Origin of the sequence: Rhodopseudomonas pseudopalustris, assembly GCF_900110435.1 — a bacterium.
GTDB lineage: Bacteria > Pseudomonadota > Alphaproteobacteria > Rhizobiales > Xanthobacteraceae > Rhodopseudomonas > Rhodopseudomonas pseudopalustris.
The window spans coordinates 257,846-279,573 of sequence record NZ_FODT01000002.1 but is presented as its reverse complement, the minus strand read 5'-3'; the positions used below and the strand labels follow the sequence as shown (position 1 = coordinate 279,573).

Annotated in this window: 21 protein-coding genes; 15 read left to right on the top strand and 6 right to left on the bottom strand. The window is 64.3% G+C overall.

Features of this window, described 5'->3' with window-relative positions:
* Positions 1 to 6 precede the first annotated feature (6 nt).
* Complete coding sequence (locus tag BMY71_RS04640) at positions 7 to 786, bottom strand: SOS response-associated peptidase (RefSeq protein WP_092682074.1); 780 nt, start codon at positions 784 to 786, stop codon at positions 7 to 9.
* 64 nt (positions 787 to 850) lie between these two features.
* On the opposite strand from BMY71_RS04640, the gene BMY71_RS04635 reads away from it, so the two are divergent.
* From BMY71_RS04635 to BMY71_RS04620, 4 genes are all read left to right on the top strand, one after another.
* The gene (locus BMY71_RS04635; protein ID WP_041805726.1) at positions 851 to 1,357 is read left to right on the top strand and encodes a hypothetical protein; all 507 of its coding nucleotides are present in this window, start codon (positions 851 to 853) and stop codon (positions 1,355 to 1,357) included.
* Between the two features lie 5 nt (positions 1,358 to 1,362).
* Positions 1,363 to 1,788: an NUDIX hydrolase gene (locus BMY71_RS04630; RefSeq protein WP_092682072.1), complete on the top strand. Its 426-nt coding sequence runs from the start codon at positions 1,363 to 1,365 to the stop codon at positions 1,786 to 1,788.
* Positions 1,789 to 1,849: 61 nt separating this feature from the next.
* Positions 1,850 to 2,239, top strand: a complete 390-nt coding sequence (locus tag BMY71_RS04625; RefSeq protein WP_011501664.1) for a TIGR02301 family protein — start codon at positions 1,850 to 1,852, stop codon at positions 2,237 to 2,239.
* A gap of 131 nt (positions 2,240 to 2,370) precedes the next feature.
* Positions 2,371 to 2,634: a hypothetical protein gene (locus BMY71_RS04620; RefSeq protein ID WP_011501663.1), complete on the top strand. Its 264-nt coding sequence runs from the start codon at positions 2,371 to 2,373 to the stop codon at positions 2,632 to 2,634.
* Positions 2,635 to 2,737: 103 nt separating this feature from the next.
* On the opposite strand, the gene BMY71_RS24790 is transcribed toward BMY71_RS04620, so the two are convergent.
* Together BMY71_RS24790 and BMY71_RS04615 are read right to left on the bottom strand one after the other, a co-directional pair.
* On the bottom strand, positions 2,738 to 2,893 hold the full coding sequence (locus BMY71_RS24790; protein WP_011501662.1) for a hypothetical protein: 156 nt from the start codon (positions 2,891 to 2,893) through the stop codon (positions 2,738 to 2,740).
* Between the two features lie 273 nt (positions 2,894 to 3,166).
* Positions 3,167 to 4,501: a dihydroorotase gene (locus BMY71_RS04615; RefSeq protein WP_092682070.1), complete on the bottom strand. Its 1,335-nt coding sequence runs from the start codon at positions 4,499 to 4,501 to the stop codon at positions 3,167 to 3,169.
* A 117-nt stretch (positions 4,502 to 4,618) separates the two neighbouring features.
* On the opposite strand from BMY71_RS04615, the gene ygfZ reads away from it, so the two are divergent.
* Together ygfZ and BMY71_RS04605 are read left to right on the top strand one after the other, a co-directional pair.
* Entirely contained in the window at positions 4,619 to 5,500 is an 882-nt protein-coding gene (gene ygfZ / locus BMY71_RS04610) for a CAF17-like 4Fe-4S cluster assembly/insertion protein YgfZ (protein ID WP_092682068.1), read from the top strand.
* Positions 5,497 to 6,150, top strand: coding sequence for a DNA-3-methyladenine glycosylase I (locus BMY71_RS04605; protein WP_092682066.1), 654 nt, complete (start codon positions 5,497 to 5,499; stop codon positions 6,148 to 6,150). The genes ygfZ and BMY71_RS04605 overlap by 4 nt, the downstream gene beginning before the upstream one ends.
* Here the strand turns inward: BMY71_RS04605 and BMY71_RS24785 are convergent.
* On the bottom strand, positions 6,141 to 6,311 hold the full coding sequence (locus tag BMY71_RS24785) for a hypothetical protein (RefSeq protein ID WP_011501658.1): 171 nt from the start codon (positions 6,309 to 6,311) through the stop codon (positions 6,141 to 6,143). The genes BMY71_RS04605 and BMY71_RS24785 overlap by 10 nt on opposite strands.
* Positions 6,312 to 6,589: 278 nt before the next feature.
* Here BMY71_RS24785 and BMY71_RS04600 point away from each other — a divergent pair, with 278 nt between their 5' ends.
* The 6 genes from BMY71_RS04600 to BMY71_RS04580 all read left to right on the top strand — a co-directional run bounded on the left by BMY71_RS04600 (position 6,590) and on the right by BMY71_RS04580 (position 15,750).
* A complete protein-coding gene (locus BMY71_RS04600; protein ID WP_092682064.1) occupies positions 6,590 to 7,213 on the top strand; it encodes a YfbR-like 5'-deoxynucleotidase in 624 nt (207 codons plus the stop codon).
* A gap of 108 nt (positions 7,214 to 7,321) precedes the next feature.
* The gene (locus BMY71_RS04595; protein WP_092682062.1) at positions 7,322 to 7,828 is read left to right on the top strand and encodes a tyrosine phosphatase family protein; all 507 of its coding nucleotides are present in this window, start codon (positions 7,322 to 7,324) and stop codon (positions 7,826 to 7,828) included.
* A 13-nt stretch (positions 7,829 to 7,841) separates the two neighbouring features.
* Positions 7,842 to 8,822, top strand: coding sequence for an NUDIX hydrolase (locus tag BMY71_RS04590; RefSeq protein WP_011501655.1), 981 nt, complete (start codon positions 7,842 to 7,844; stop codon positions 8,820 to 8,822).
* 102 nt (positions 8,823 to 8,924) lie between these two features.
* On the top strand, positions 8,925 to 10,007 hold the full coding sequence (locus BMY71_RS24290; protein ID WP_139202597.1) for a hypothetical protein: 1,083 nt from the start codon (positions 8,925 to 8,927) through the stop codon (positions 10,005 to 10,007).
* Complete coding sequence (locus tag BMY71_RS04585; RefSeq protein ID WP_092682060.1) at positions 10,000 to 12,885, top strand: DEAD/DEAH box helicase; 2,886 nt, start codon at positions 10,000 to 10,002, stop codon at positions 12,883 to 12,885. Before BMY71_RS24290 ends, BMY71_RS04585 begins: the two co-directional genes overlap by 8 nt.
* Before the next feature lie 165 nt (positions 12,886 to 13,050).
* Entirely contained in the window at positions 13,051 to 15,750 is a 2,700-nt protein-coding gene (locus BMY71_RS04580; protein ID WP_092682058.1) for a DUF2339 domain-containing protein, read from the top strand.
* A 35-nt stretch (positions 15,751 to 15,785) separates the two neighbouring features.
* Here BMY71_RS04580 and BMY71_RS04575 read toward each other — a convergent pair whose 3' ends face one another.
* Together BMY71_RS04575 and acuI are read right to left on the bottom strand one after the other, a co-directional pair.
* Positions 15,786 to 16,379, bottom strand: a complete 594-nt coding sequence (locus tag BMY71_RS04575; RefSeq protein ID WP_092682056.1) for a hypothetical protein — start codon at positions 16,377 to 16,379, stop codon at positions 15,786 to 15,788.
* A 99-nt stretch (positions 16,380 to 16,478) separates the two neighbouring features.
* Positions 16,479 to 17,465: an acrylyl-CoA reductase (NADPH) gene (acuI, locus tag BMY71_RS04570; protein ID WP_092682054.1), complete on the bottom strand. Its 987-nt coding sequence runs from the start codon at positions 17,463 to 17,465 to the stop codon at positions 16,479 to 16,481.
* 340 nt (positions 17,466 to 17,805) lie between these two features.
* Here acuI and nadA point away from each other — a divergent pair, with 340 nt between their 5' ends.
* From nadA to nadC, 3 genes are all read left to right on the top strand, one after another.
* The gene (gene nadA, locus BMY71_RS04565; RefSeq protein WP_092682457.1) at positions 17,806 to 18,918 is read left to right on the top strand and encodes a quinolinate synthase NadA; all 1,113 of its coding nucleotides are present in this window, start codon (positions 17,806 to 17,808) and stop codon (positions 18,916 to 18,918) included.
* A gap of 112 nt (positions 18,919 to 19,030) precedes the next feature.
* The gene (locus BMY71_RS04560) at positions 19,031 to 20,650 is read left to right on the top strand and encodes an L-aspartate oxidase (protein ID WP_092682052.1); all 1,620 of its coding nucleotides are present in this window, start codon (positions 19,031 to 19,033) and stop codon (positions 20,648 to 20,650) included.
* A gap of 32 nt (positions 20,651 to 20,682) precedes the next feature.
* On the top strand, positions 20,683 to 21,558 hold the full coding sequence (nadC, locus tag BMY71_RS04555) for a carboxylating nicotinate-nucleotide diphosphorylase (RefSeq protein WP_092682050.1): 876 nt from the start codon (positions 20,683 to 20,685) through the stop codon (positions 21,556 to 21,558).
* The last annotated feature ends 170 nt before the right edge of the window (positions 21,559 to 21,728 follow it).

Sequence of the window (21,728 nt, the reverse complement as noted above, 5' to 3'; positions counted from 1 at the left end):
GATCCCTTAAAACAACGAGCCCTGCCCGTCGTCATCGGATGACGCCGGCTTGCTGTTCGGTACGGGTTTGGACTTCGCGCGTTTCGCCGCGCCGGCTCGGGCTTCCGACTCCATCTCCTCTGCGGCGATCGGCAGGATCAGCTGCGCATTGTCGTTGGCGACGCGGTTGACGGCGGTCGAGACCGGATGCCAGACGAACACGCCTTCGGCCGGCGGGCGCAACAGCGACCAGGCGCTCTCGGCGTCGACGTCGGCACAGTCGAGCCAGCGCGCGTAGTCGGACGGCGCGATCGTCACCGGCACGCGGTCGTGCAGATCAGCGAGCCCGCCGCTCGCCGCGGTCGTGACGATCGCGATGGTATCGAGTTCCTCGCCGTTGGGTCCGACCCAGGTCTCCCACAGCGCGGCAAACCCGACCGGCCCGCCGTCGCGCGGATGAATGAAATACGGCTGCTTGTGGGAGCCCGCCGGCTTCCATTCAAAGTAGCCGTCGCTCGGAACCAGGCAGCGCCGCCGCTTGATCGCGTTCCGGAACGCTGGCTTGTCCAGCACAGTCTCAGCCCTTGCATTGATCAACAGCGTGAATTTTCGCGGATCCTTAACCCAGGATGGCAAAAGCCCCCAGCGCATCAGGCGAAACCGGCGGACGCCGTTTTCGACGATGACGACCGGGATGGGTTGCGTCGGTGCGATGTTGTAGCGCGCTGGGAAATTCGGCTGATCGGCATAGCCGAACGCTTCCCTGATCGCGGCTGGCGCCGAAGTAATGACAAAGCGTCCGCACATTCCGCAATCTTCCGAGCCGGATTCTTCAGGGCCTATTAACTCCGGTAATTCAAAAATACTAATGATGGCCTCGACGCAACCAACCCCCTCACCGCGCCCCAGCACTCCGGGCGGCGCAGACGCCGTCGCGCGTGCGGCGCAGCTTGCGGCTGCCAACATCAATCCGAACACCGGGCTGGCGACCGACTATCTGAACCACTTCAACGAAGCCGTCATGTTGCTCGAAATGATCCCGGACATGCCGGAGTGTTCGGAGGATTTTCTCGGCTGGCAACCGCTGTCCTATGCCGAGCATTTCAGGGCATCGAACTTCAAGGGCCGCGACCTCGCCATCGAGGCCTATGACAATGCCGATCCCGGCATCCGTTCCGACTTCGACGACATCGTCAACACCATGACCAGCATCCTCACGGCGGTCGGCGACGCGATGCGCGGCGCCCAGCAGGACGCCACCCGCGCCAGGCTCGCCGAAGAAGCGGTCGGCTGGATCAAGCCGCTGATCGGCCGCGCCGGCGGGGTCATCAACGGCCAGGGCAGCGAAGCCGACGTCGACTACATCATGGCGCACTGATCGCCGTGACGCCGCCTGAGCCGCCCCGCCATCCCCAGATCGCCGTCAGCGCCTCGATCTTTCGCGACGGCGATGTGCTGCTGGTTCGCCGGGCGCGGTCGCCTGGGCGGGGGCTCTACTCGCTGCCGGGCGGGCGGGTCGAATTTGGCGAGACGCTCGAGGCCGCTCTGGAGCGCGAGGTCCGCGAGGAGACCGCGCTGACGATCGGGATCGCCGGCTTTGCCGGATGGCGCGAGGTGGTGCCCGGACCGGCCAATGCAGGGCACTACGTGATCCTGTCTTTCGCGGCGCGCTGGATCGCCGGCGAGCCGGTGCTGAACGACGAACTCGACGACGCCGTCTGGGTTGCTCCGGAGGCGATCGGCGATTTCAAGGTCACCGAAGGCCTGCCCGCCATCGTCGCCGCCGCGCGCCGTCTGATCGGAACCTGAGCGGCCAGCCGGCTTGCCGGTGCGGCCGAAAAAGCCTATCAGGCCGCGACGGGATCCCCTGATGCTGAAGCGCCTGCTCGCCATTTTTCTCGTGGTTGCGACCTGTGGCCTGGCTGCGGCGCTCGCTCCCGCGCGGGCGCAGGATGGCGCCGCGCCGTTCGACGCCGACCTGCAGCGATTCGCCGAAATCCTCGGAACGCTGCATTATCTGCGCGGCGTCTGCGGCAGCAACGAAGGCGCCAAATGGCGCAACGAGATGCAGGCGCTGATCGACGCCGAAACCCCCTCCGGCGAACGCCGGACCAGGCTGATCGCCGGCTTCAACCGCGGCTACAACGGGTTCCAGCAGACCTATCGGACCTGCACGCCGGCCGCTCGGGTGGCGATCCGCCGTTATCTCGAGGAAGGCTCGCGGATCTCCCGCGACCTCACCGCCCGATACGCGAATTGAAAGCCGGTCTGGGGCGTTTATCCCGGGCCATTAACCTTTCCTAAAGAACTGCCCTAGCCCCGCGCACCGCTCGTGGTAACACTTCGACATCGCCGATCCGCAGTGGATCGCGCCCCACCTTGTTGAGTTTCATGAGCCTCACGACTTATCCGACCGATCGCGACATGCAGGCTGACCGCGAGCAGAAGCAGACGGCGCTCAGCTATCTCAGCGAAGCCTGGGCCGAAGCTCTGCATGACGGGGTGGACGGCGATTGCCTGGCGCAGGCCAGCCTGTTCACCGCCTTCGCGGAACTCGTCGGAACCTATGGCGAGGACGCCGTGGCCAAGTTCGTCGAAGGCTTGCCCGGGCGGGTGCGGAACGGCGAGTTTTCGGTCGCGATGGCCAAGCAGTAGCGGCCGTCGCCGGTCGACCCGGCGATCCGTCTGCCTTGCGAAAGCGTGATGATTGCCCGGATCAAGTCCGAGCATCCCGCATGACGATCGACCGCCGTCTGGATCAGTGAGGCGCGAACGCCTGCAGACCCTTGAAGGTCAGCCGCTTCGGGTCCTTGATCCCGGCCAGATAGGACCGACGGATGAATTCGGTCACCACCGTCCGGTCACCTCCGGTCAAGGCGACGATGGCTTCGACCGCGATCTTCTGAGCTTCCATCTGGAATCCCTCTCCGCGTATCCGTCACTCGACGACCCGGCGATCGTTGCGAATTCGAAGTAAGCGCCTGTTTCGTTGATTTGCTGTTAACCAAACGTTCTCAAGCCCGCTTCGGCGTGCGCGGCCGAATCGTCCCGACGATCGTCGCTGAAAATGCTCGCTTGGGGGATACGCAGAATCCCTGACTGCGGTTCCGTGCCGCAGGCGCCGCCGGGGTGCGGCATCTCGTCCGCCGGCGCAGCGCCATCTCCTGTTGGGATCGATCCTGCTGCGTCAGGACTTCAGCGTCTCGAGGAAGCGCACCGGCTCGCCGGTCGATGGCGTCGTCAATTCGCCCTGCCACATCACCTTGGCGCCGCGCACGAAAGTGCCGACCGGCCAGCCGGTGACGCGGACGCCGTCATAGGGCGTCCAGCCGGCCCGCGAGGCGACCTGCTCGTTGGTGATGGTCTCGCTGCGCTTGAGGTCGACCACGGTGAAATCGGCGTCGTAGCCGGCGGCGATCCGGCCCTTGCAGGCGATGTCGAACAGCCGCGCCGGCCCGGCGCTGGTGAGATCGACGAAGCGGGCCAGCGACAATTTCCCGGCATTGACGTGATCCAGCATGGTCGGCACCAGCGTCTGCACGCCGGTCATGCCGGAGGGCGAGGCCGGGTAGGTCTTGGCCTTCTCCTCGATCGTGTGCGGCGCATGATCGGAGCCGAGCACGTCGACGACGCCCTGCGCCAGCCCGTGCCACAGGCCATCGCGATGCCAGGCGTCGCGCACCGGCGGGTTCATCTGCGCGCGGGTGCCGAGCCGCTCGTAGCAGTCCGGCGCCACCAGCGTGAGGTGGTGCGGCGTCACTTCGACCGAAGCGACGTCCTTGTGGTCGCGCAAAAACTCCATCTCCTGTCGGGTCGAGATGTGCAGCACGTGGATGCGCTTACCTGTCTCGCGCGCGATCGCCACCAGCCGCTGCGTCGCGGTCAAGGCGGCGATGTCGTCGCGCCACACCGGATGCGAGCGCGGATCGCCCTCGATCCGTTCGCCCTTGCGGTCGTTGAGGCGATACTCATCCTCGGCATGAAATGCGGCGCGACGCTGGATCACGCTGAGGATCCGCCGCAGGCTCGGATCGTCCTCGACCAGCAGGCTGCCGGTCGACGAGCCGATGAACACCTTCACGCCGGCGCAGCCGCGGGCGCGCTCGAGCTGCGGCAGCTCATCGACATTGTCGCGGGTGCCGCCGATGAAGAAGGCGAAGTCGCAATGCATCCGGTGTTCGGCACGCTTCACCTTGTCGGCGAAAGTCTCCGCCGTCACCGTGAGCGGATTGGTATTCGGCATCTCGAACACCGCGGTGACGCCCCCCAGCACCGCGCTGCGCGAGCCGGTTTCGAGATCTTCCTTGTGGGTCAGACCCGGCTCGCGGAAATGCACCTGGGTATCGATCACGCCGGGCAGCACGTGCAGCCCACGGCAGTCGATCGTCTCTCCCGCCGACGCAGCGCCGAGCGAGCCCAGCGCCGCAATCCGGCCGCCGGTGATGCCGATGTCGCCGACGCCCTCGCCATCGTGGTTGACGATGGTGGCGCCCTTCAGAACGGTGTCGAATGTCGCGGTCATGGGTGCTCAGTGCCCTCTACTCTTGTTGGCCGAAGCCGGGCCGCTTACCTTGGGATGTCTTATCCAGCCGGTGCGTTTCCGCAAGGAAGTTCCTGACCGGCGCCACGAGAGAATGCAATGAAGGCAGCCTTTCTCCCCGACCGCGGCGTGATCAAGATCAGCGGCGCCGACGCGCGCCACCTGCTGAACGGCCTGGTCACCACCGATCTGACACTGCTGAAGCCGGGACTCGGCCGGTTCGGGGCGTTGCTGACGCCGCAGGGCAAGATCGTCGCCGATTTCCTCATCACCGAAAGCGCGGCGGCGGACGACGGCGGTTTCCTGATCGACTGCCCGAAAGCCCTGGCGCAGCCACTCGCCGACAAGCTGAAATTCTACAAGCTGCGCGCCAAGGTGCTGATCGAGAACCTGTCCGACCGGCTCGGCGTGCTCGCGGCGTGGGGCGGCGCGCCGGCCGAGACGCCGGAACTCGCCTTCGCCGATCCGCGCCACGACGATCTCGGCTGGCGTATCCTCACGCCCGAGCTGCTGGCGCAGAAGACCGCCGCCGCGATCGGTGCGGAACTGGTGGACGTTGCGGCCTATGAGGCGCATCGCATCGCCTGCGGCGCGCCGGCGGGCGGCGTCGACTTCGCCTATGGCGACGCCTTCCCGCACGAGTCCAATATGGACCGGCTGCACGGCGTCGACTTCGGCAAGGGCTGCTACATCGGCCAGGAGGTGGTGTCGCGGATGCATCATCGCGGCACCGCGCGCACCCGCATCGTGCGCGTGCTGCTCGACGGCGCGGGGCCGGAAGCAGGCGCCGAAATCATCGCCGGCGAGAAATCGGTCGGCACCATGGGCTCCTCGGTCGATGGCCACGGATTAGCTCTGCTGCGGATCGACCGCGTCGCCGATGCGCGCGACGCGTCGCTGCCGATTAGCGCCGGAGGCATCACGTTGCGCCTCGCCGATCCGGACGAGCTGAAGCCGATCACGCGCAGGACCGTTGCATGACCGCTGCGCGCCTGCACGACGACGGATTGACGCGTTGCCCGTGGCCCGGCGACGATCCGCTTTACGTCGCGTATCACGACAATGAATGGGGCGTGCCGGAATATGACGACCGCGCATTGTTCGAGAAACTGATCCTCGACGGCTTCCAGGCCGGGCTGTCGTGGATCACGATCCTGCGCAAGCGCGACAACTTCCGTCGGGCCTTCGACGATTTCGATCCCGCGAAGATCGCCCGCTACGACGCGGCCAAGATTCAGGAGCTGATGAACGACGTCGGCATCGTCCGCAACCGCGCCAAGATCGACGGCGCGATCGGCAGCGCCAAGGCGTGGCTGAAGATCCAGGAAGAGGGACCGGGCTTTTCGAAATTGCTGTGGGACTTTGTCGGCGGCGCGCCGAAGGTCAACGCGTTCAAGACCACCGCGGGCGTGCCGGCCTCGACGCCGCTGTCGGTGAAGATTTCAAAGGAGCTTTCCGCGCGCGGCTTCAAATTCGTCGGTCCGACGATCGTCTACGCATTCATGCAGGCGGTCGGCATGGTCAACGACCATCTGGTGAGCTGCCACTGCCATGCGCGCTGCGGCGCGATGCAACGGCCGGCGCGACGTTCTGCGGCGCCGGCGCGTCAGACTGCAAGGCGTCAGCGCTGATCGGCGACCCGCTTGATCACCAGCTCCGACAGGCTCACCACCAGCTCTTTCAGAGAATCGTTTTCCTGTTGCAGTTCTTGCAACGGCACTTCCGGAGCGGCCTGACGGCTTCCGTCTTCGGCCTGTGATCGGTCCGCCTCGCGGCGATCGGTCATCCCCATGGCATTCCCCCTTGGTGCAACGCGCCCACCAGCACAAGGATGATCAGCCTATCCACAAGATCGTGCAGAACTGAGCCGAGACGGTGGCTTAGTTCGGGCAGACTGCTGGAGCTGAATGCCGGATCTTCGCATTGTCATGCAGCTCTAGATTCTTGTTCGAGCATGATTTTTTCGAAAGAACCGGCGCCCATTTTTCGGGATCATGTTCTATATGTCGGTGACGCCGCCGCGGCTTCCGCGATGGCCGCACCGGAACCCGGACGTCGCCTCGACCTGCCATGACCACCCTTCCCAAGACATCGCAAGCCGCAGGCCGGGTCTGGCAGCGGATGCTGTCGGGCCGCCGGCTCGATCTGCTCGACCCCTCGCCGCTCGATGTCGAAGTCGAGGACATCGCCCACGGCCTGGCGCGGGTGGCGCGCTGGAACGGACAGACCAGCGGCGCCCATATCTTCTCGGTGGCGCAGCACACCCTGCTGGTCGAGGCGGTGATGCGCGAGCGCAATCCCAGGATCGACGCGCGGTTGCGGCTGGCGGCCCTGCTGCACGACGCCCCAGAATACGTGATCGGCGACATGATCTCGCCGTTCAAGGCGGTGATCGGCGAATCCTACAAGGCCGTCGAGCGGCGGCTGCTGGCAGCGATCCACATCCGATTCGGCCTGCCGGCCGCGCTCGACGAGGCGATCGAACGCCAGATCAAGGCCGCCGACCGCGGCGCCGCCTATCTCGAAGCCACCAGCCTCGCCGGCTTCACCAAGGCCGAGGCCAAGCGGCTGTTCGGCAGCGATCCCGGCCTGCCGCAGACGATGCAGGACGACTATCTGACGCCGTGGTCGGCCGGAAAGGCCGAGAAACGCTTTCTGACGCGGTTCCAGGCGCTGTGCGAGCCAGGTTCCTGACGCGTTTCATCCCGCAAACCGGCTTCGCTCGACGCGGGGCGCGCGCCGTCATCGCGCTTTCACCGCAAGCGGCGCAGGATTAAGATCGCGCCAACTCCGGAAGGCCTCATGATTCACGTCTGCTCGCTCGCAGCATTGCATCCGACCGTCGCCGCGACCCGCGCCAGCCACGTGCTGTCGGTGATGGCCGATGTCGGCCAGGTCAAGCGGCCGCCGTCGGTGCTGGAGGCCAACCATCTGCGCATCTCGATGGACGACATCACCGAACAGATCGACGGCTTCGTCGCGCCCAACGATGAGCACATCGTCCAGGTGCTGGAGTTCGTCCGCGCCTGGGACCGCGCCGCGCCGCTGGTGGTGCATTGCTACGCCGGCATCAGCCGCTCCACGGCGAGCGCCTTCGCGGCCGCCTGCGCGCTGAACCCGCATCGCGACGAGGCGGTGATCGCACAGCAGATCCGCGACGCGTCGCCGAGCGCCTCCCCGAACCGGCTGATCGTCACGCTGGCCGATCGCGCGCTCGGTCGCGATGGGCGAATGCTGCGGGCGTTGGATAGGATCGGTCCCGGCAGTATCAGCGTCGACGGCCAGCCGTTCCGCATCGATCTCGAATGACGATCGCAGCCGCATGAGCGACAAGCCCTCGACCGGCGACAGTCTCCCGATTCCGATCGAGATCGGGCTGACCGCAGCCATCGTCGCAATCGAGAACAACGAGCCGCTGATTCTGACGGCGTCAGGCGGCAACAACCTGATCGGCCTGCCCTACGGCCCGTTCGACGCGATCTCCCATCGCACGCTTGAAATCGGGCTGCGCGCCTGGGTGGAGGAACAGACCGGGCTGCGGTTGGGCTATGTCGAGCAGCTCTACACCTTCGGCGACCGCGGCCGCCATGCGCGGCTCGGTGACACCGACGTCCATGTCGCCTCGATCGGCTATCTGGCGCTGACCCGCGCGGTCGACAACGCCGCCGGCGCGACCTTCGAGCCGTGGTACCGCTTCTTTCCGTGGGAAGACTGGCGCGAGAACCGGCCGGAGATCATCGAGCGCGACATCATCCCCGAACTCACCGCATGGGCCGGGCAAGCCGAGCAGGCCGACACCGCGCGCGCGCTCGCCCGCAGGGATCGCGTCCGGCTGTATTTCGGCATCGACGGCGCACAATGGGACGAGGAACGCGTGCTCGATCGCTACGAACTGCTCTACGAAGCCGGCCTGATCGAAGAGGCGCGGCGCGATGGCCGACCCGCAGCGCTTTCGCGCGCCAAGGTGCCGCCGCTCGGCCTGGCGATGCGGTTCGACCATCGCCGGATTCTCGCCACCGCGATCGCGCGGCTGCGCGCCAAGCTGAAGTACCGACCGGTGGTGTTTGAACTTCTGCCGCCGGAATTCACACTCACCGAGTTGCAACATACCGTGGAAGCGATCTCGGGGCGTCATCTGCACAAACAGAATTTCCGCCGGCTGGTCGAGGCCGGCGCGCTGGTCGAACCGACCGGCGAGATGTCGACACGAACAGGCGGACGGCCCGCGGCGTTGTTCCGCTTCCGCCGCGAGGTGCTGCAGGAGCGCCCGGCGCCCGGCCTGCGCGTGCGCGGCCGGCGCTGACCTGATCGGATGTTCAGAGCAACCCATAATGGTACTAGACGCCCCACACAATTTGCGATGAAATACGCTCTATTACAAATCTGATGTTTGCGAACTGGGGTCATGGGGCGATTGCTAGATTCTTGGGATTTGGAGGATTTTGCTCCACCTCCGGCACGTGCACCTGAATTTTTCGATTTCTGGGAGCCACACTCAACCGACCCGACCGAAGCGTCTCAGCTCCTAGCCGCTTCAAAGATTGGAATTGAGGCCAATTCACCTCAAGATGCCGATACAAACCACTACCCGCCCCTCGAACGAAATGCAGACAGACAGGTCTGGTTCGATTATTGGGATCCTCTGCCCGAGGCTCGCCGAGCTTCCCTTTCTTCGGTTCAAACAGCATCTTGGTACGACGAAGTCGTCATCCCAGCATTTGATCCCGCGGGCCACGAACCGCCCTTCGTGCTGGACTTGCCCCTTAGCTCAAGGGAAAGCGTCGCACTTAAGTGCTCCGCAGCCATCTTAGCTCTCGCAGGCCTCATCGGAAAAGCACAGGATCGCCTAATCGGACGATTCGTAGATTTGTTTACAGACTACCCCCACCCCTCCACCTACTTGGCGATAGCGACTCTTATCCGAGAGGAAGATGCATCTCCCGATCAAGTACTAGCAACATACGATTTCAAGAAAGCATGGAACGACAATCCTAATTACTCCGCGATCAGGCAGAAAAGGGGCAACCTAAGCCTCATCGAAAACAGAGATGGACTCATGTATTGGCGCCTCGCTTTTCGGTTAGTCGTTCAAACGCGTGGCACTCCGCCGGAAACGATAATTGACGCATCATGGATCGATGAATGGCTGGACTTACCCAGCGGCGACCCGCTTCGGTTTCGATTTATTGATTACGTCTGCGCCCGCCTGCAGGCATTTGAAGAAGGCGCACTTGATGAACCACCAACGCGCCGCCGACCGATAAACCGCCTTGAAGATCCTCCCGCCGGACGAATGTACCCCCGCTTCCAATACGGAAGGGAGTCCCTCAAAGACATTGCAACAATCGACGGATATCAAATCTCGAACAACGGCTCACGAACTGCCCTACTGATGAACACCTACACAAATCCTCTAGGCAACTACTCATCCGCAATCAACAAAGCGAACACTAAAAACACAGAGACTGCGGAGGAAATGGATGTCTGACCTTGTTCCGATTGTCGGTTCGTGGATCTGCAAACGAGATGATCCAGACAAAATTGGAGTTGTCTTACACGTCGCGAATCGCAACGGTAGAACAGCAATTGAGGCTGACTTTGGGCCATTTGGAAGATCGTGGATTGCGCAACATGAGTGGGGGTCTGGCCTCAGACCCGGCTTTACGGTCCAAGACATACCGCTTTCTAGCGTGAGACGTACACTTGGTACAGGAACGGTCGTCGAAATCCGTGAACTAGCAACGCGCGAACAGGCGTTAGTTCAATTCCATCAATCCGGAAAGCTGATTTGGCTGCCATTTGAACGGCTTAAACGCGTGAAGGATCCTTCGCTGCGATTCAAGCGTTCTGAACCGATCGAGGACCGCGCTGCGGAACGAACGTCACTCAATATTATCGCTCAAGCACTGAAAAGCTGGAATGAAGCCACCGGCGCGCTCGATCGCCTTGACGTAGATCCCCTTCCTCACCAAATCGCACTCGTGCATCACATTATAAACTCAGGTCAAACTAACTGGCTTATTGCAGACGACGTGGGTCTCGGAAAGACAATTGAGGTTGGACTTCTTATGGCTGGACTCGAGCGAAGGGAGACCCTTCGCCGCATCTTACTAGTCGTGCCGTCTGGGCTGACCCGTCAATGGAAGGATGAAATGCTCCTGAAATTCGATCGACGCTTCCTTATTTACGGAGTCGACTTTCGAGTTTCTGACCATAAAGAGTGGGGGCTCTATGAGAGAGTAATCGTATCGCTGGATCTCGCAAAGCCTCGATCTTCCGATGACGACGGAGCCGACTTAGATAGCAATTTTGGAATGTTACTGGCTGCCGGAAGTTGGGACATCGTCATATTTGACGAAGCACATAGATTGGCTCGTAACGATAGAGGCCAATCCACCCTGCGGTTCAAACTTGCCCAAGCCCTCCGAAAGAAAACCGACTCGTTAGTTCTCCTTTCCGGCACCCCACATCAGGGAGATAATGGAAAATTCCGCAACCTTCTTTCTTTGGTCCGCCCAGATCTTAAGCCAGCGATTGATCAGCTTGAAGAAAACAGCGACGTAGTGAGGGAGATCGTCCTCAGAAATCGGAAGATTGACACAGTCGACATCGAGGGCAATTTTCTATTTAAGGGCGTCTCCGTGAAACGGATTGAAGTGAGTCACGATCCGGCCTTTGCGGAGATGGAGCGCGAACTTAAGACCTATCTGCGGACGGGCTACCAAGCCGGAGAGGCCATGGGTGGCTCAGAGGGGCGCGCCATCGGCTTCGTCATGACAATCTACCGGAAGCTCGCATCTTCTTCTGTCGCGGCACTACACATGTCGCTGAAGCGACGCCTTGAACGAATTGAGGAAGCGAATGGATCGGAAACGCTCAACCCATCAGAAGATGACGATGTAGACGACGACCTTAGCAATCGACCAGCCACAGCCAGCCCACATCAGTTCTTTGATGGAGAAATTGAATTAATTCAACGGCTATTGGGAAAGACCACCGACTGCATGAGAACCGATAGGAAGTGCCAGGAATTGGTCGAACTGATCAATCGGCTAGTCAATGCAGAGGGAGAAAAAGTACTGATCTTCACCGAATATCGTGCAACTCAGGCATTCATCCTCTACATGCTTCGCTCAGTCCTAAAGGTCGAACCTCTCTTGATACACGGGGGCCACTCCGCGGACGAAAAACGTGATGCAGTGCAGAGATTTGAAGAAGACGCTCAAGTTTTGATTTCCACCGAGGCCGGCGGCGAAGGCCTAAATATGCATCGAAGCTGCCATATCCTGATCAATTACGATTTACCCTGGAACCCCAGCCGCATCAGCCAACGTATCGGGCGCCTCTACCGCTATGGACAAATGAAGAAGGTGATCGTTTTCAATTTTTGCGCTCGAGACACAATAGACAACGAAATACTTGGGGTTTTGTTTGATCGCTTAGAAGCGATCGTGTCAGCCATGTCTCGAGTCAGCACGGAATTCTCCGATTACGACACGTATGCTGCGGAGGTAATGGGAGAACTTCTTGACCGCGTTGACATTTCTTTACTTCTCGAAGAGGCAAAATCCGGGAAAATCGAACGTCCAACTGAGAGGGTCGACGCGGCCCTAGCGGAGGCGCGAAAAGCAAAGAAGATGCAGGATGAAGTCCTACTTACCATGACTGATTTGGAGCTCAAAAATGCTATTACAAATTCATTCACTACCGAAGAAGTCTGCTCGATAATAAAGCGGGCACTTCCCTTTTTTGGGATCGAATTCTCTTCGGAAAGCGGGCGAGAGAAGTTTGTGATCCGCCTGCCGGACCAACTTAAAGGAGAATTTCCGGAATTCGGCACAAGGACTGTGATCCCGGTAACAACGAAGCGTGCCGATTGGCGCCCCCACACTGATGTAGTGCTTCTCGACTTTTCGTCATCATTCGTTGACTTCATCGTCAACTCCATCACCTCTCCGGAATTTGAAGGAGGCTATGGCGCCTTTGAAGATCCATCGCTTCCTGAATTTTTCGCCGCGTTCCTCGCAAGATTCCAGAACGATCAAGGAAGAACTCAATCTGAACGCCTCATTCTCGTAGAGCGGGGTCCGGACGGACGCTACAGTGCCGCAAACCACTTGGTAAAGCAGCTCTTAAATGGCACCGCAGCTGAGGGTTTGCCCATCAACAAGAGCCCTGCAACAAAGCAGACTGAATTGGGAGCCGCGAGGGATCGGGCGGAAGTATTGATGGCAGAGGACCTGAGTAAGTTCCTTCATCCCAACGACCTAGTTCTACTGGCGGCAGCAGAAAGGAACCAATCAAACGGTCCGAAAGAAGTGGAGGATGCTGGAATCGAGACGGCGGCTTCGATGCCGCCTGTCTAGGCTGATCAGTGGGTGCCTAGGCCTCGTTTCTTGTAACTACAGTGACTGAAGCACCGGATCGCCAATTGCGTTTCGTCCGCCGCGAGGTGCTGCAGGAGCGGCCGGCGCTGAAGTTGTGATAGGAAGCGAAACGTCCCGCGTCCGGGCCGGTCGCCTGGAGATGTCATGTTCGAACTACTGACGCTCGTGATTGCCATTGTGGCGCTGGTGCTGGCGCGCAAGGCGAACAATCGCTCCCAGGAATTGCAGGCCCGGCTCGCGGCGCTGGAAACAGGCCAGCCGCTGGCTCGTCGCACGCGCCCGGCGACGGCCGCAGCAAGTGAAAGTGTCGTCGCGGAAGCGCCGCTTCCGCAGGACGTTGAGCCCGCTTTGTCCGAGGCCATGGTTGCGGAGTCCGCAAGCGCCGACAGCATCGCTTCGGCGGATGAACCGATCGCCCCTCCGCCGCCAGCATCGCCGCCGCGCCCTCCGCACGCCAAGCCCGGCTTTGAAGAGCGCATCGGCACCCGCTGGGTGGTGTGGGTCGGCGGCCTGACGCTGGCGCTCGGCGGCTTCTTCATGGTGCGCTACTCGATCGAACAAGGCCTGCTCGGTCCCGGCGTGCGCGTGCTGCTCGGCGGCCTGTTCGCACTGGCGCTGCTCGGCGCCGGCGAATGGACCCGGCGCAAGGAGAGCATCTCGCAGATCGCCGCGCTGCCGATCGCCAACATTCCGGCGATCCTCACCGCGGCCGGCACCGCGGTGGCGTTCGCCACCGTCTACGCGGCTTACGCGCTGTACGACTTCCTCGCGCCCGCCAGCGCGTTCATCCTGCTCGGGCTGGTCGCACTCGGCACCATGGCGGCGGCGCTGCTGCACGGCCCGGCGCTGGCCGGGCTCGGCGTCGTCGCCGCCTTCGTCACGCCGGTGCTGGTGTCGTCGGAGAAGCCCGATTACTGGGCGCTGTACATCTATCTCGCGGTGGTGACCGCTGCGGCGTTCGGCCTCGCCCGGATCCGGCTGTGGCGCTGGCTCGCGGTGAGCACGATCGTGCTGGCGTTCCTGTGGACGCTGCCGGGCCTAGAAGACGGACTGGCCGCACTCGCGCCGCATGCCTTCCATGTCATCGCCGGCTTCGCGCTCGCCGCGCTGCTGGTGGTGTGCGGCTTCCTGTTCGGCCCGTCACTGGAGGATGGCCGGATCGAGCCGGTGTCGTCCGGCTCGCTCGCCGCTTATCTGCTGGCGGCCGCGCTGATCGTGGTCGACAGCGCTCATGCGGACAGCGCCGTGATCGTGTTCGCGCTGCTGGTCGCGGCGACGCTGATCGTGGCGTGGCGCGCCGCGGCGGCGACCGCGGCGGTCGGCGCGGCGGCCGGGCTGGTCGCGCTGGTGTTCCTGCTCTGGGTGATCCGCAGCGCGCCCGACTTGCTGACGCTGCCCGGCGGACCGCTGCCCGGCATCGGCACCGATCCGATCGCCGGCCCGGTGACCACGCATCTGATCACCGCGGCGGTTTTCGCGATCGGCTTCGGCGTCGCCGGCGTGCTGGCGCAGGGCCGTTCGGTCAGCGCGGTGGTGCCGGTGATCTGGGCCGCCGCAGGCGTATTCACGCCGCTGGCGCTGCTGATCGCGCTGTACGCGCGGATCGCGCATCTCGACCGCTCGATCCCGTTCGCGATTGTCGCGGTGCTAATCGCCGCCGCGTTCGGCGCCGCGACCGAAGCGCTGAGCAAGCGAGAGACGAGACCCGGGCTTGCGATCTCGACCGCGCTGTTCGCCACCGGGACGCTCGGCGCGCTGGCGCTGGCTCTGACCTTCGCGCTCGAGAAGGGCTGGCTGACGATCGCGCTGGCGCTGATGGCGGCGGGCACCGCGTGGATCTCGCTGCAACGGCCGATCCCGTTCCTGCGCTGGCTCGCCGCGATCCTCGCCGGCATCGTCGTGCTGCGGATCGGCTGGGAGCCGCGGATCGTCGGCGACGCGGTCGGCGCCACGCCGATCTTCAACTGGCTGCTGTGGGGCTACGGCGTGCCGGCGCTGTCGTTCTGGACCGCCAGCCACTGGATGCGCCGGCGCGGCGACGACGTCCCGCTGCGGATGATGGAATCCGCAGCGATCCTGTTCACCGTGCTGCTGGCGTTTCTGCAGATCCGCCACGCCGTCAATGGCGGCGACGTCTATCGCGACAGCGCCGGACTGACCGAGGTCGCGCTGCAAGTCTGCGTCGCGTTGGCGATGGCGATCGGCCTCGAGCGACTGCGGGTCCGCAGCCGCAGCATCGTCCACAACGTCGCGGCGATCCTGCTTGCCGTGTTCGCGGCACTCGCCAGCGTCGGCGGCCTGCTGCTGTTCGAAAACCCGATGCTGTGGTGGTCGGCCGACATCGGCGGCCTGCTGCTGAACACCTTGCTGCTCGGCTATGCGGCCCCGGCGCTGCTGGCGCTGCTGCTGTCCTACGCGGTCGCGGGACTGCGCCGGCCGGCCTACGCCAACAGCTTCGCAGGTCTCGCGCTGGTGATGGGGCTGGCCTACGTCACGCTGGAGATCCGCAGGCTGTATCATGGCCCGGTGCTGTGGCGCGGCGTCACCGGCGACGCCGAGCAGTACACCTACTCGCTGGCCTGGCTCGGCTGCGGCGTATTGCTGCTCGGCGCCGGCATCCTGTTCAATTCGCAGCGCGCCCGACTCGCCTCCGCCGTGGTGATCGGGCTGACCATCGTCAAGGCGTTCGTGATCGACATGTCGACGCTGACCGGCGTGTACCGGGCGTTGTCATTCATGGGGCTGGGACTGGTGCTGGTGGCGATCGGCTGGCTGTACCAGCGCATCCTGTTTCGGTCGCGGGCGACGCCGGCCGAAGACGCGACGATGACCCCCTCGCCGTGAGGCGAGGGTTCAGGCGGTCACAGGCTGAGGTGAACTCAGTCGGTCGAGCGGCGCAGTTCGGAAGCGGCTTCGACCTTTGAAGCCTCGACCTTCGGCGGATCGAGCCGGGCCGCTTCGACGCGCGGCGTCGGCACGCGGGACGTCACCTCGGTGTGGCGCGAGGCATCGGCCTGGCGAGTGCCCGGGGCCTGCAACGAGCGGGGCTGCGAGCGCGACAGCGCGCGCGCCATCATCATCTGGCCAGCGCCATGATGGCGGAAGTCGCAATAAGCGAATCCCATGCCGGACACCGAGCCGCGGAAGCTGCGCTCGCTGGTCTTGTCGAGATTGAAGCAGGGATCGAACGGGATGCCCTTGATCGACGCGCAGATCGACTGGCCGCGCACCTGCAGCGTATTGCCCGGAAGCCGCATGAACCGGTTCGGACCGGAGCCCGAGAACTGCACAGCGCCCGCAGCGCCGCCATCGTCGAACACCCGGCCTGCGCCCTTGGTGCCGTCGAAGCAGGTGAAGGCGAACACCTTACCGGCGACGAATTTGCGCGCCTCGTCTGCGTTCATCGACCCTGCCACCGCCGGCAGGACCGCCGCACCGGCCATCAGGGCTCCGTAGACGAAACGCGCAAACATGCCTGAACTCCTACTGGCGCGGGTCTTATCCGTTAACCCGCTCCTTACCATACAAACTGCGGCAACATTGGCGCAGCTTGGTTGGTAAAGTCTGAACAGCTACGCAATTTTCACCACGATTCGACCGCGGACTTGACCGGCCAGCACCCGGGCGCCGGCGTCGATGACGTCGTCGAGGCCGATTTCCTGGGTGATTTCGGCCAGTTTGGCGCGATCCAGATCGCTCGCGAGCCGCGACCAGGCCTGTTTGCGGTTCGGCAGCGGGCACATCACCGAATCGATGCCGTAAAGACACACCCCGCGCAAAATGAAGGGCGCGACCGAGCCCGGCAGATCCATCCCGGCGGCGAGGCCGCAGGCGGCGATCGCGCCGCGATATTTGGTCATCGACAGCAGATTGGCCAGCGTGGTCGAGCCGACGCTGTCGATGCCGCCAGCCCAGCGCTCCTTCGCCAGCGGCTTGGCCGGACCCGACAGCTCATTGCGGTCGATGATCTCGGCAGCGCCGAGGTCGCGCAGATAGGGCTCCTCGGAGACCCGGCCGGTCGAGGCGATGACGTGAAAGCCGAGCTTGGACAAAAGCGCGATCGCCACCGAGCCGACGCCGCCTGCGGCGCCGGTCACGACGACCGGGCCGTCCTTCGGCGTCAGGCCGTGCTTTTCGAGCGCCAGCACGCTGAGCATCGCGGTGTAGCCGGCGGTGCCGATCGCCATCGCGTCGCGCGCCGATACGCCGTCCGGCAGCCGGACCAGCCAATCGCCCTTGACGCGGGCCTTCTCGGCAAGGGCGCCGAGATGGGTCTCGCCCATGCCCCAGCCGTTGCAGACGACCTTGTCCCCAGATTTCCAGTCGGGATGCGACGACTCCAGAACAGTGCCGGCGAAGTCGATGCCGGCGATCATCGGAAACCGCCGCACCACCGGCGCCTTGCCGGTGAGCGCCAGGCCGTCTTTGTAGTTGAGCGTCGACCATTCGACCGCGACGGTGACGTCGCCGTCCATCAGCTCGGAATCGTCGAACTGGGTCAGCGCCGCAGTGGTGCCCTTCTCGGCCTTCTCGATCCTGATCGCCCTGAACGTCGCCATTCCGCTCCCCTTGTTTTGTGCTTGCCGATGCCGAGTTGAGTTAGAGAAACAGCGGCCCGCCTGTAAAGATCACGTTGCGCTGCAGCGATGCAATTCCAGTGATCTGCCGTGACGATTTAGCCAAATCGACCTCTGGCGGAACCCAACCTCACATGCTATATTAGATTTGCTCGTTATGAGGATAAGTATTCTCATATGTCCCGAAACCGGCGCAGCATCTGCGCTGGATCGGGAAGCCCAGACGTAGCAGTTGGTTAATACCGCCGGCCCTGAGTGGCCGGATTTCTCTAACCCAACATATGCTCACAATGAGTATATTTGGTGCGTACAGGAGGCCATGATGCCGCTTGCTGAACTCTATGGCCCGGAGCACTTCGGCCAGCCGGCACACGGACGGTCGTCCCCCCTCGCCCGCGCGCCGCTGAGCGCCGCCGAAAAGGCGCGCGCTTTGCCGATGCCGTCGCTGGAATGGACCCCGGAGGTCGAGCGCGCGACCGCGCCGCTGTATGCGCGCGTGCAGAAGGTGATTCCGCCGGTCGAATGGCCGTTCATGGCGCCCTACATCAAGGCGATCAACGAGCTGAAGATTCAGCGCGACGCGGTGATCCTGGCGCACAATTACCAGACGCCGGAGATCTTCCATTGCGTCGCCGACATCGTCGGCGACTCGCTGCAGCTCGCGATCGAGGCGACGAAAGTGAAAGCGTCGACGATCGTGCAATGCGGCGTGCACTTCATGGCGGAGACCTCGAAGATCCTCAATCCGGAGAAGCGCGTGCTGATCCCGGATTCGCGCGCCGGCTGCTCACTCGCCTCCAGCATCACCGGCGCCGACGTCCGTCTGTTGCGCGAACGCTTCCCCGGCGTGCCGGTGGTGGCTTACGTCAACACTTCGGCCGACGTGAAGGCGGAGGTCGACATCTGCTGCACCTCGTCGAATGCGGTGCAGGTGGTGGAGAGCCTCGGCGTCGACCGGGTGATCTTCGTGCCGGATCAGTATCTGGCGAAGTACGTGGCGTCGCAGACCACGGTGAAGATCATCGCCTGGAAGGGCGCGTGCGAAGTGCACGAGCGCTTCACCGGCGACGAGCTGCGCAGCTATCGCGAGGCCGACCCGAGCGTGCAGATCATCGCCCATCCGGAATGCCCGCCGGACGTGCTGGCCGAAGCCGACTTCACCGGCTCGACCGCGCACATGATCAACTGGGTGCGCAACAAGCACCCGAAGCGGGTGGTGATGATCACCGAATGCTCGATGGCCGACAACGTCCAGGCCGAGCTGCCCGACGTCGAAATGGTCCGGCCGTGCAACCTGTGCCCGCACATGAAGCGGATCACGCTGGCGAAGATCCTCGACAGCCTGGTGTATCTGCGTGAGGACGTCACGGTCGATCCGGCCATCATCGCGCCGGCGCGACGCTCGGTGGAGCGGATGATCAATCTGAAGAACTGAGCCGCAGGTCGCGGCTCGATCGGCGGCGGCCCGCCCGGCCGCCCCCGCATCTGTCACAGGCGTTCGCGGGTCATCGGCGTTCGCGGGCATCGCCTCAGAGTTGGACCGCCGCATGAGCACCACAACTGAAATCGGATCGCTCGGCGCCCATGGCGACATCGTCATCGTCGGCGGTGGCCTCGCAGGGCTGTTCTGCGCGCTCAAGCTGGCGCCGCGGCCGGTGACGGTGATCAGCGCGGCGCCGCTCGGCCAAGGCGCCTCGACGGCGTGGGCGCAGGGCGGCATCGCCGCCGCGGTCGGCGAAGGCGACACCGCGGAATCCCATGCTGCCGACACCATCGCGGTCGGCGCCGGGCTGGTCGACGAGGCGATCGCGCTCGGGCTCGCACAGGAAGCCTCGGCGCGCATCCATGATCTGCTGGAATATGGCGTGCCGTTCGATCGCGACCTCGAAGGCCGGCTGGCGGTGGCGCGCGAGGCGGCGCATTCGGCGCGGCGCATCGTGCATGTGCGCGGCGACATGGCCGGCAAGGCGATCATCACCGCGCTGACCGAGGCGGTGCGCGCGACGCCGTCGATCCGCGTGATCGAAGGCTGGTTCGCCGAAGCTCTGCTGACCGACGGCGACGCCGTCGCCGGGCTGCAATTGCGCAAGGCCGGTCACGTCCTCACCGCGCCGGTGACGATCCCGGCGCGCGCCGTGGTGCTCGCCACCGGCGGCATCGGGCATTTGTATGCGGTGACGACCAATCCGCCGGAAGCCTCCGGCCAGGGCCTGGCGATCGCCGCCCGCGCCGGCGCCGTGATCGCCGATCCGGAGTTCGTGCAGTTTCACCCGACCGCGATCATGGTCGGCCGCGATCCGGCGCCGCTCGCCACCGAGGCGCTGCGCGGCGAAGGCGCGACGTTGATCAACGGCCGCGGCGAGCGCTTCATGCTGGCGCTGAATCCGCTCGCCGAACTGGCGCCGCGCGACATCGTCGCCCGCGGCGTGTTCGCCGAGGTCGCTTCCGGACGCGGCGCATTCCTCGACGCGACGACCGCGCTCGGCGCGCATTTCGCCAAGGAATTCCCGACCGTCTATGAGAGCTGCATCTCCGCCGGCATCGATCCGGCGACGCAGCCGATCCCGATCGCCCCGGCGGCGCATTATCACATGGGCGGCGTCGCGGTGGATGCGCGCGGCAGAACCTCGCTGAACGGCCTGTGGGCGGCCGGCGAAGTGTCCTGCACCGGCGCCCATGGCGCCAACCGGCTCGCCTCGAACTCGCTGCTCGAAGCCGTGGTCTATGCAGCGCGGATCGCCGAAGACATCGGCGGCGCGGAGCTGCGTGCGGCGACCGGCCGGTTCGATCCGGCGGCGCGGATGCGCGATGCGGCGCTCGACCCGGCGCAGGAGCGGGACTTGCGTGCGATGATGTCGGCCAAGGTCGGCGTGATCCGCGACCGCGACGGCCTCACCGAAGCGGTGCGCGCCTTCGCGGCGCTGGAAGCCGATGCGACCTCGACCGCGCTCGCCAACATGGCGACGGCGGCGCTGCTGGTCGCGACCGCCGCGCTTGCGCGGACCGAGAGCCGCGGCGCGCATTATCGCTCCGACTATCCGGCGGAGAATCCAACGCTCGCCGAGCGCAGCATGACCACGCTCGCGCAGGCCCGCGAACGCGCAGGCGCGCTGGCCGGCGGCGGCGCGACGATCAGGCCGTTGCACACCCACACCGCCCTCGCCTGATCCATTCCCATTCTCTGCTCAGGAACAGCCCGATGAATCCGACGACTTTGCTGCATCCCGATGCATTCCTGTCCCATTTGGCGATCGAACAGGCCGTGCACCGCGCGCTCGACGAGGATCTCGGCCGCGCCGGCGACGTGACGTCGATCGCGACGATTCCGGAGACGACCCAAGCGCACGCCATCATGGTGGCGCGGCAGTCGGGCGTGATCGCCGGGCTGCCGCTGGCGGTCGAGGCGTTTCGGCGGCTGTCGCCCGACATCCACATCGCCGCCCATGTCCGCGACGGCGACGCGGTCGCCGCCGGCATCCATGTGCTGACGATGTCCGGCCCGGCGCGGGCGGTGCTGTCCGGCGAGCGGACCGCGCTGAATTTCGTCGGCCGGCTGTCGGGCATCGCCACGCTCACCTCGGACTACGTCCGCCACACCGCCGGCAGCAAGCTGCGGATCTGCTGCACCCGCAAGACCACCCCCGGGCTTCGTGCGCTGGAGAAATACGCGGTGCGCTGCGGCGGCGGCTTCAACCACCGCTTCGGGCTCGACGACGCCATCCTGATCAAGGACAACCACATCGCGGTCGCCGGCGGCATCCGCCCGGTGCTGGAGCGCGCGCGGGCGAAGATCGGCCATCTGGTCAAGATCGAGATCGAGGTCGACACGCTGGACCAGCTTCAGGACGTACTCGACACCGGCATGGCCGACGTCGTGCTGCTCGACAACATGGACATCGCCACGCTGAAGCGCGCCGTGTCCATGGCGCAAGGCCGCGTCGTGCTGGAAGCCTCCGGCGGCGTCACCCGCGACTCGATCCGCGCCATCGCCGAGACCGGCGTCGACTACGCATCCGCCGGCGCGCTGACGCATTCGGCGCCGAATTTCGACATCGCGCTGGATATCGACGCGTAGTTCACGACGCCCTCTCCTTCATTCCGGGGCGCCGCGTAGCACCGCGCAACCTCTCCCGCTTGCGGGAGAGGTCGGATCGCGCAGCGATCCGGGTGAGGGCACTCCGCTACGCGCTTGCCGAGTCAGTGCTTGCGTCGCCCTCACCCCAACCCTCTCCCGCAAGCGGGAGA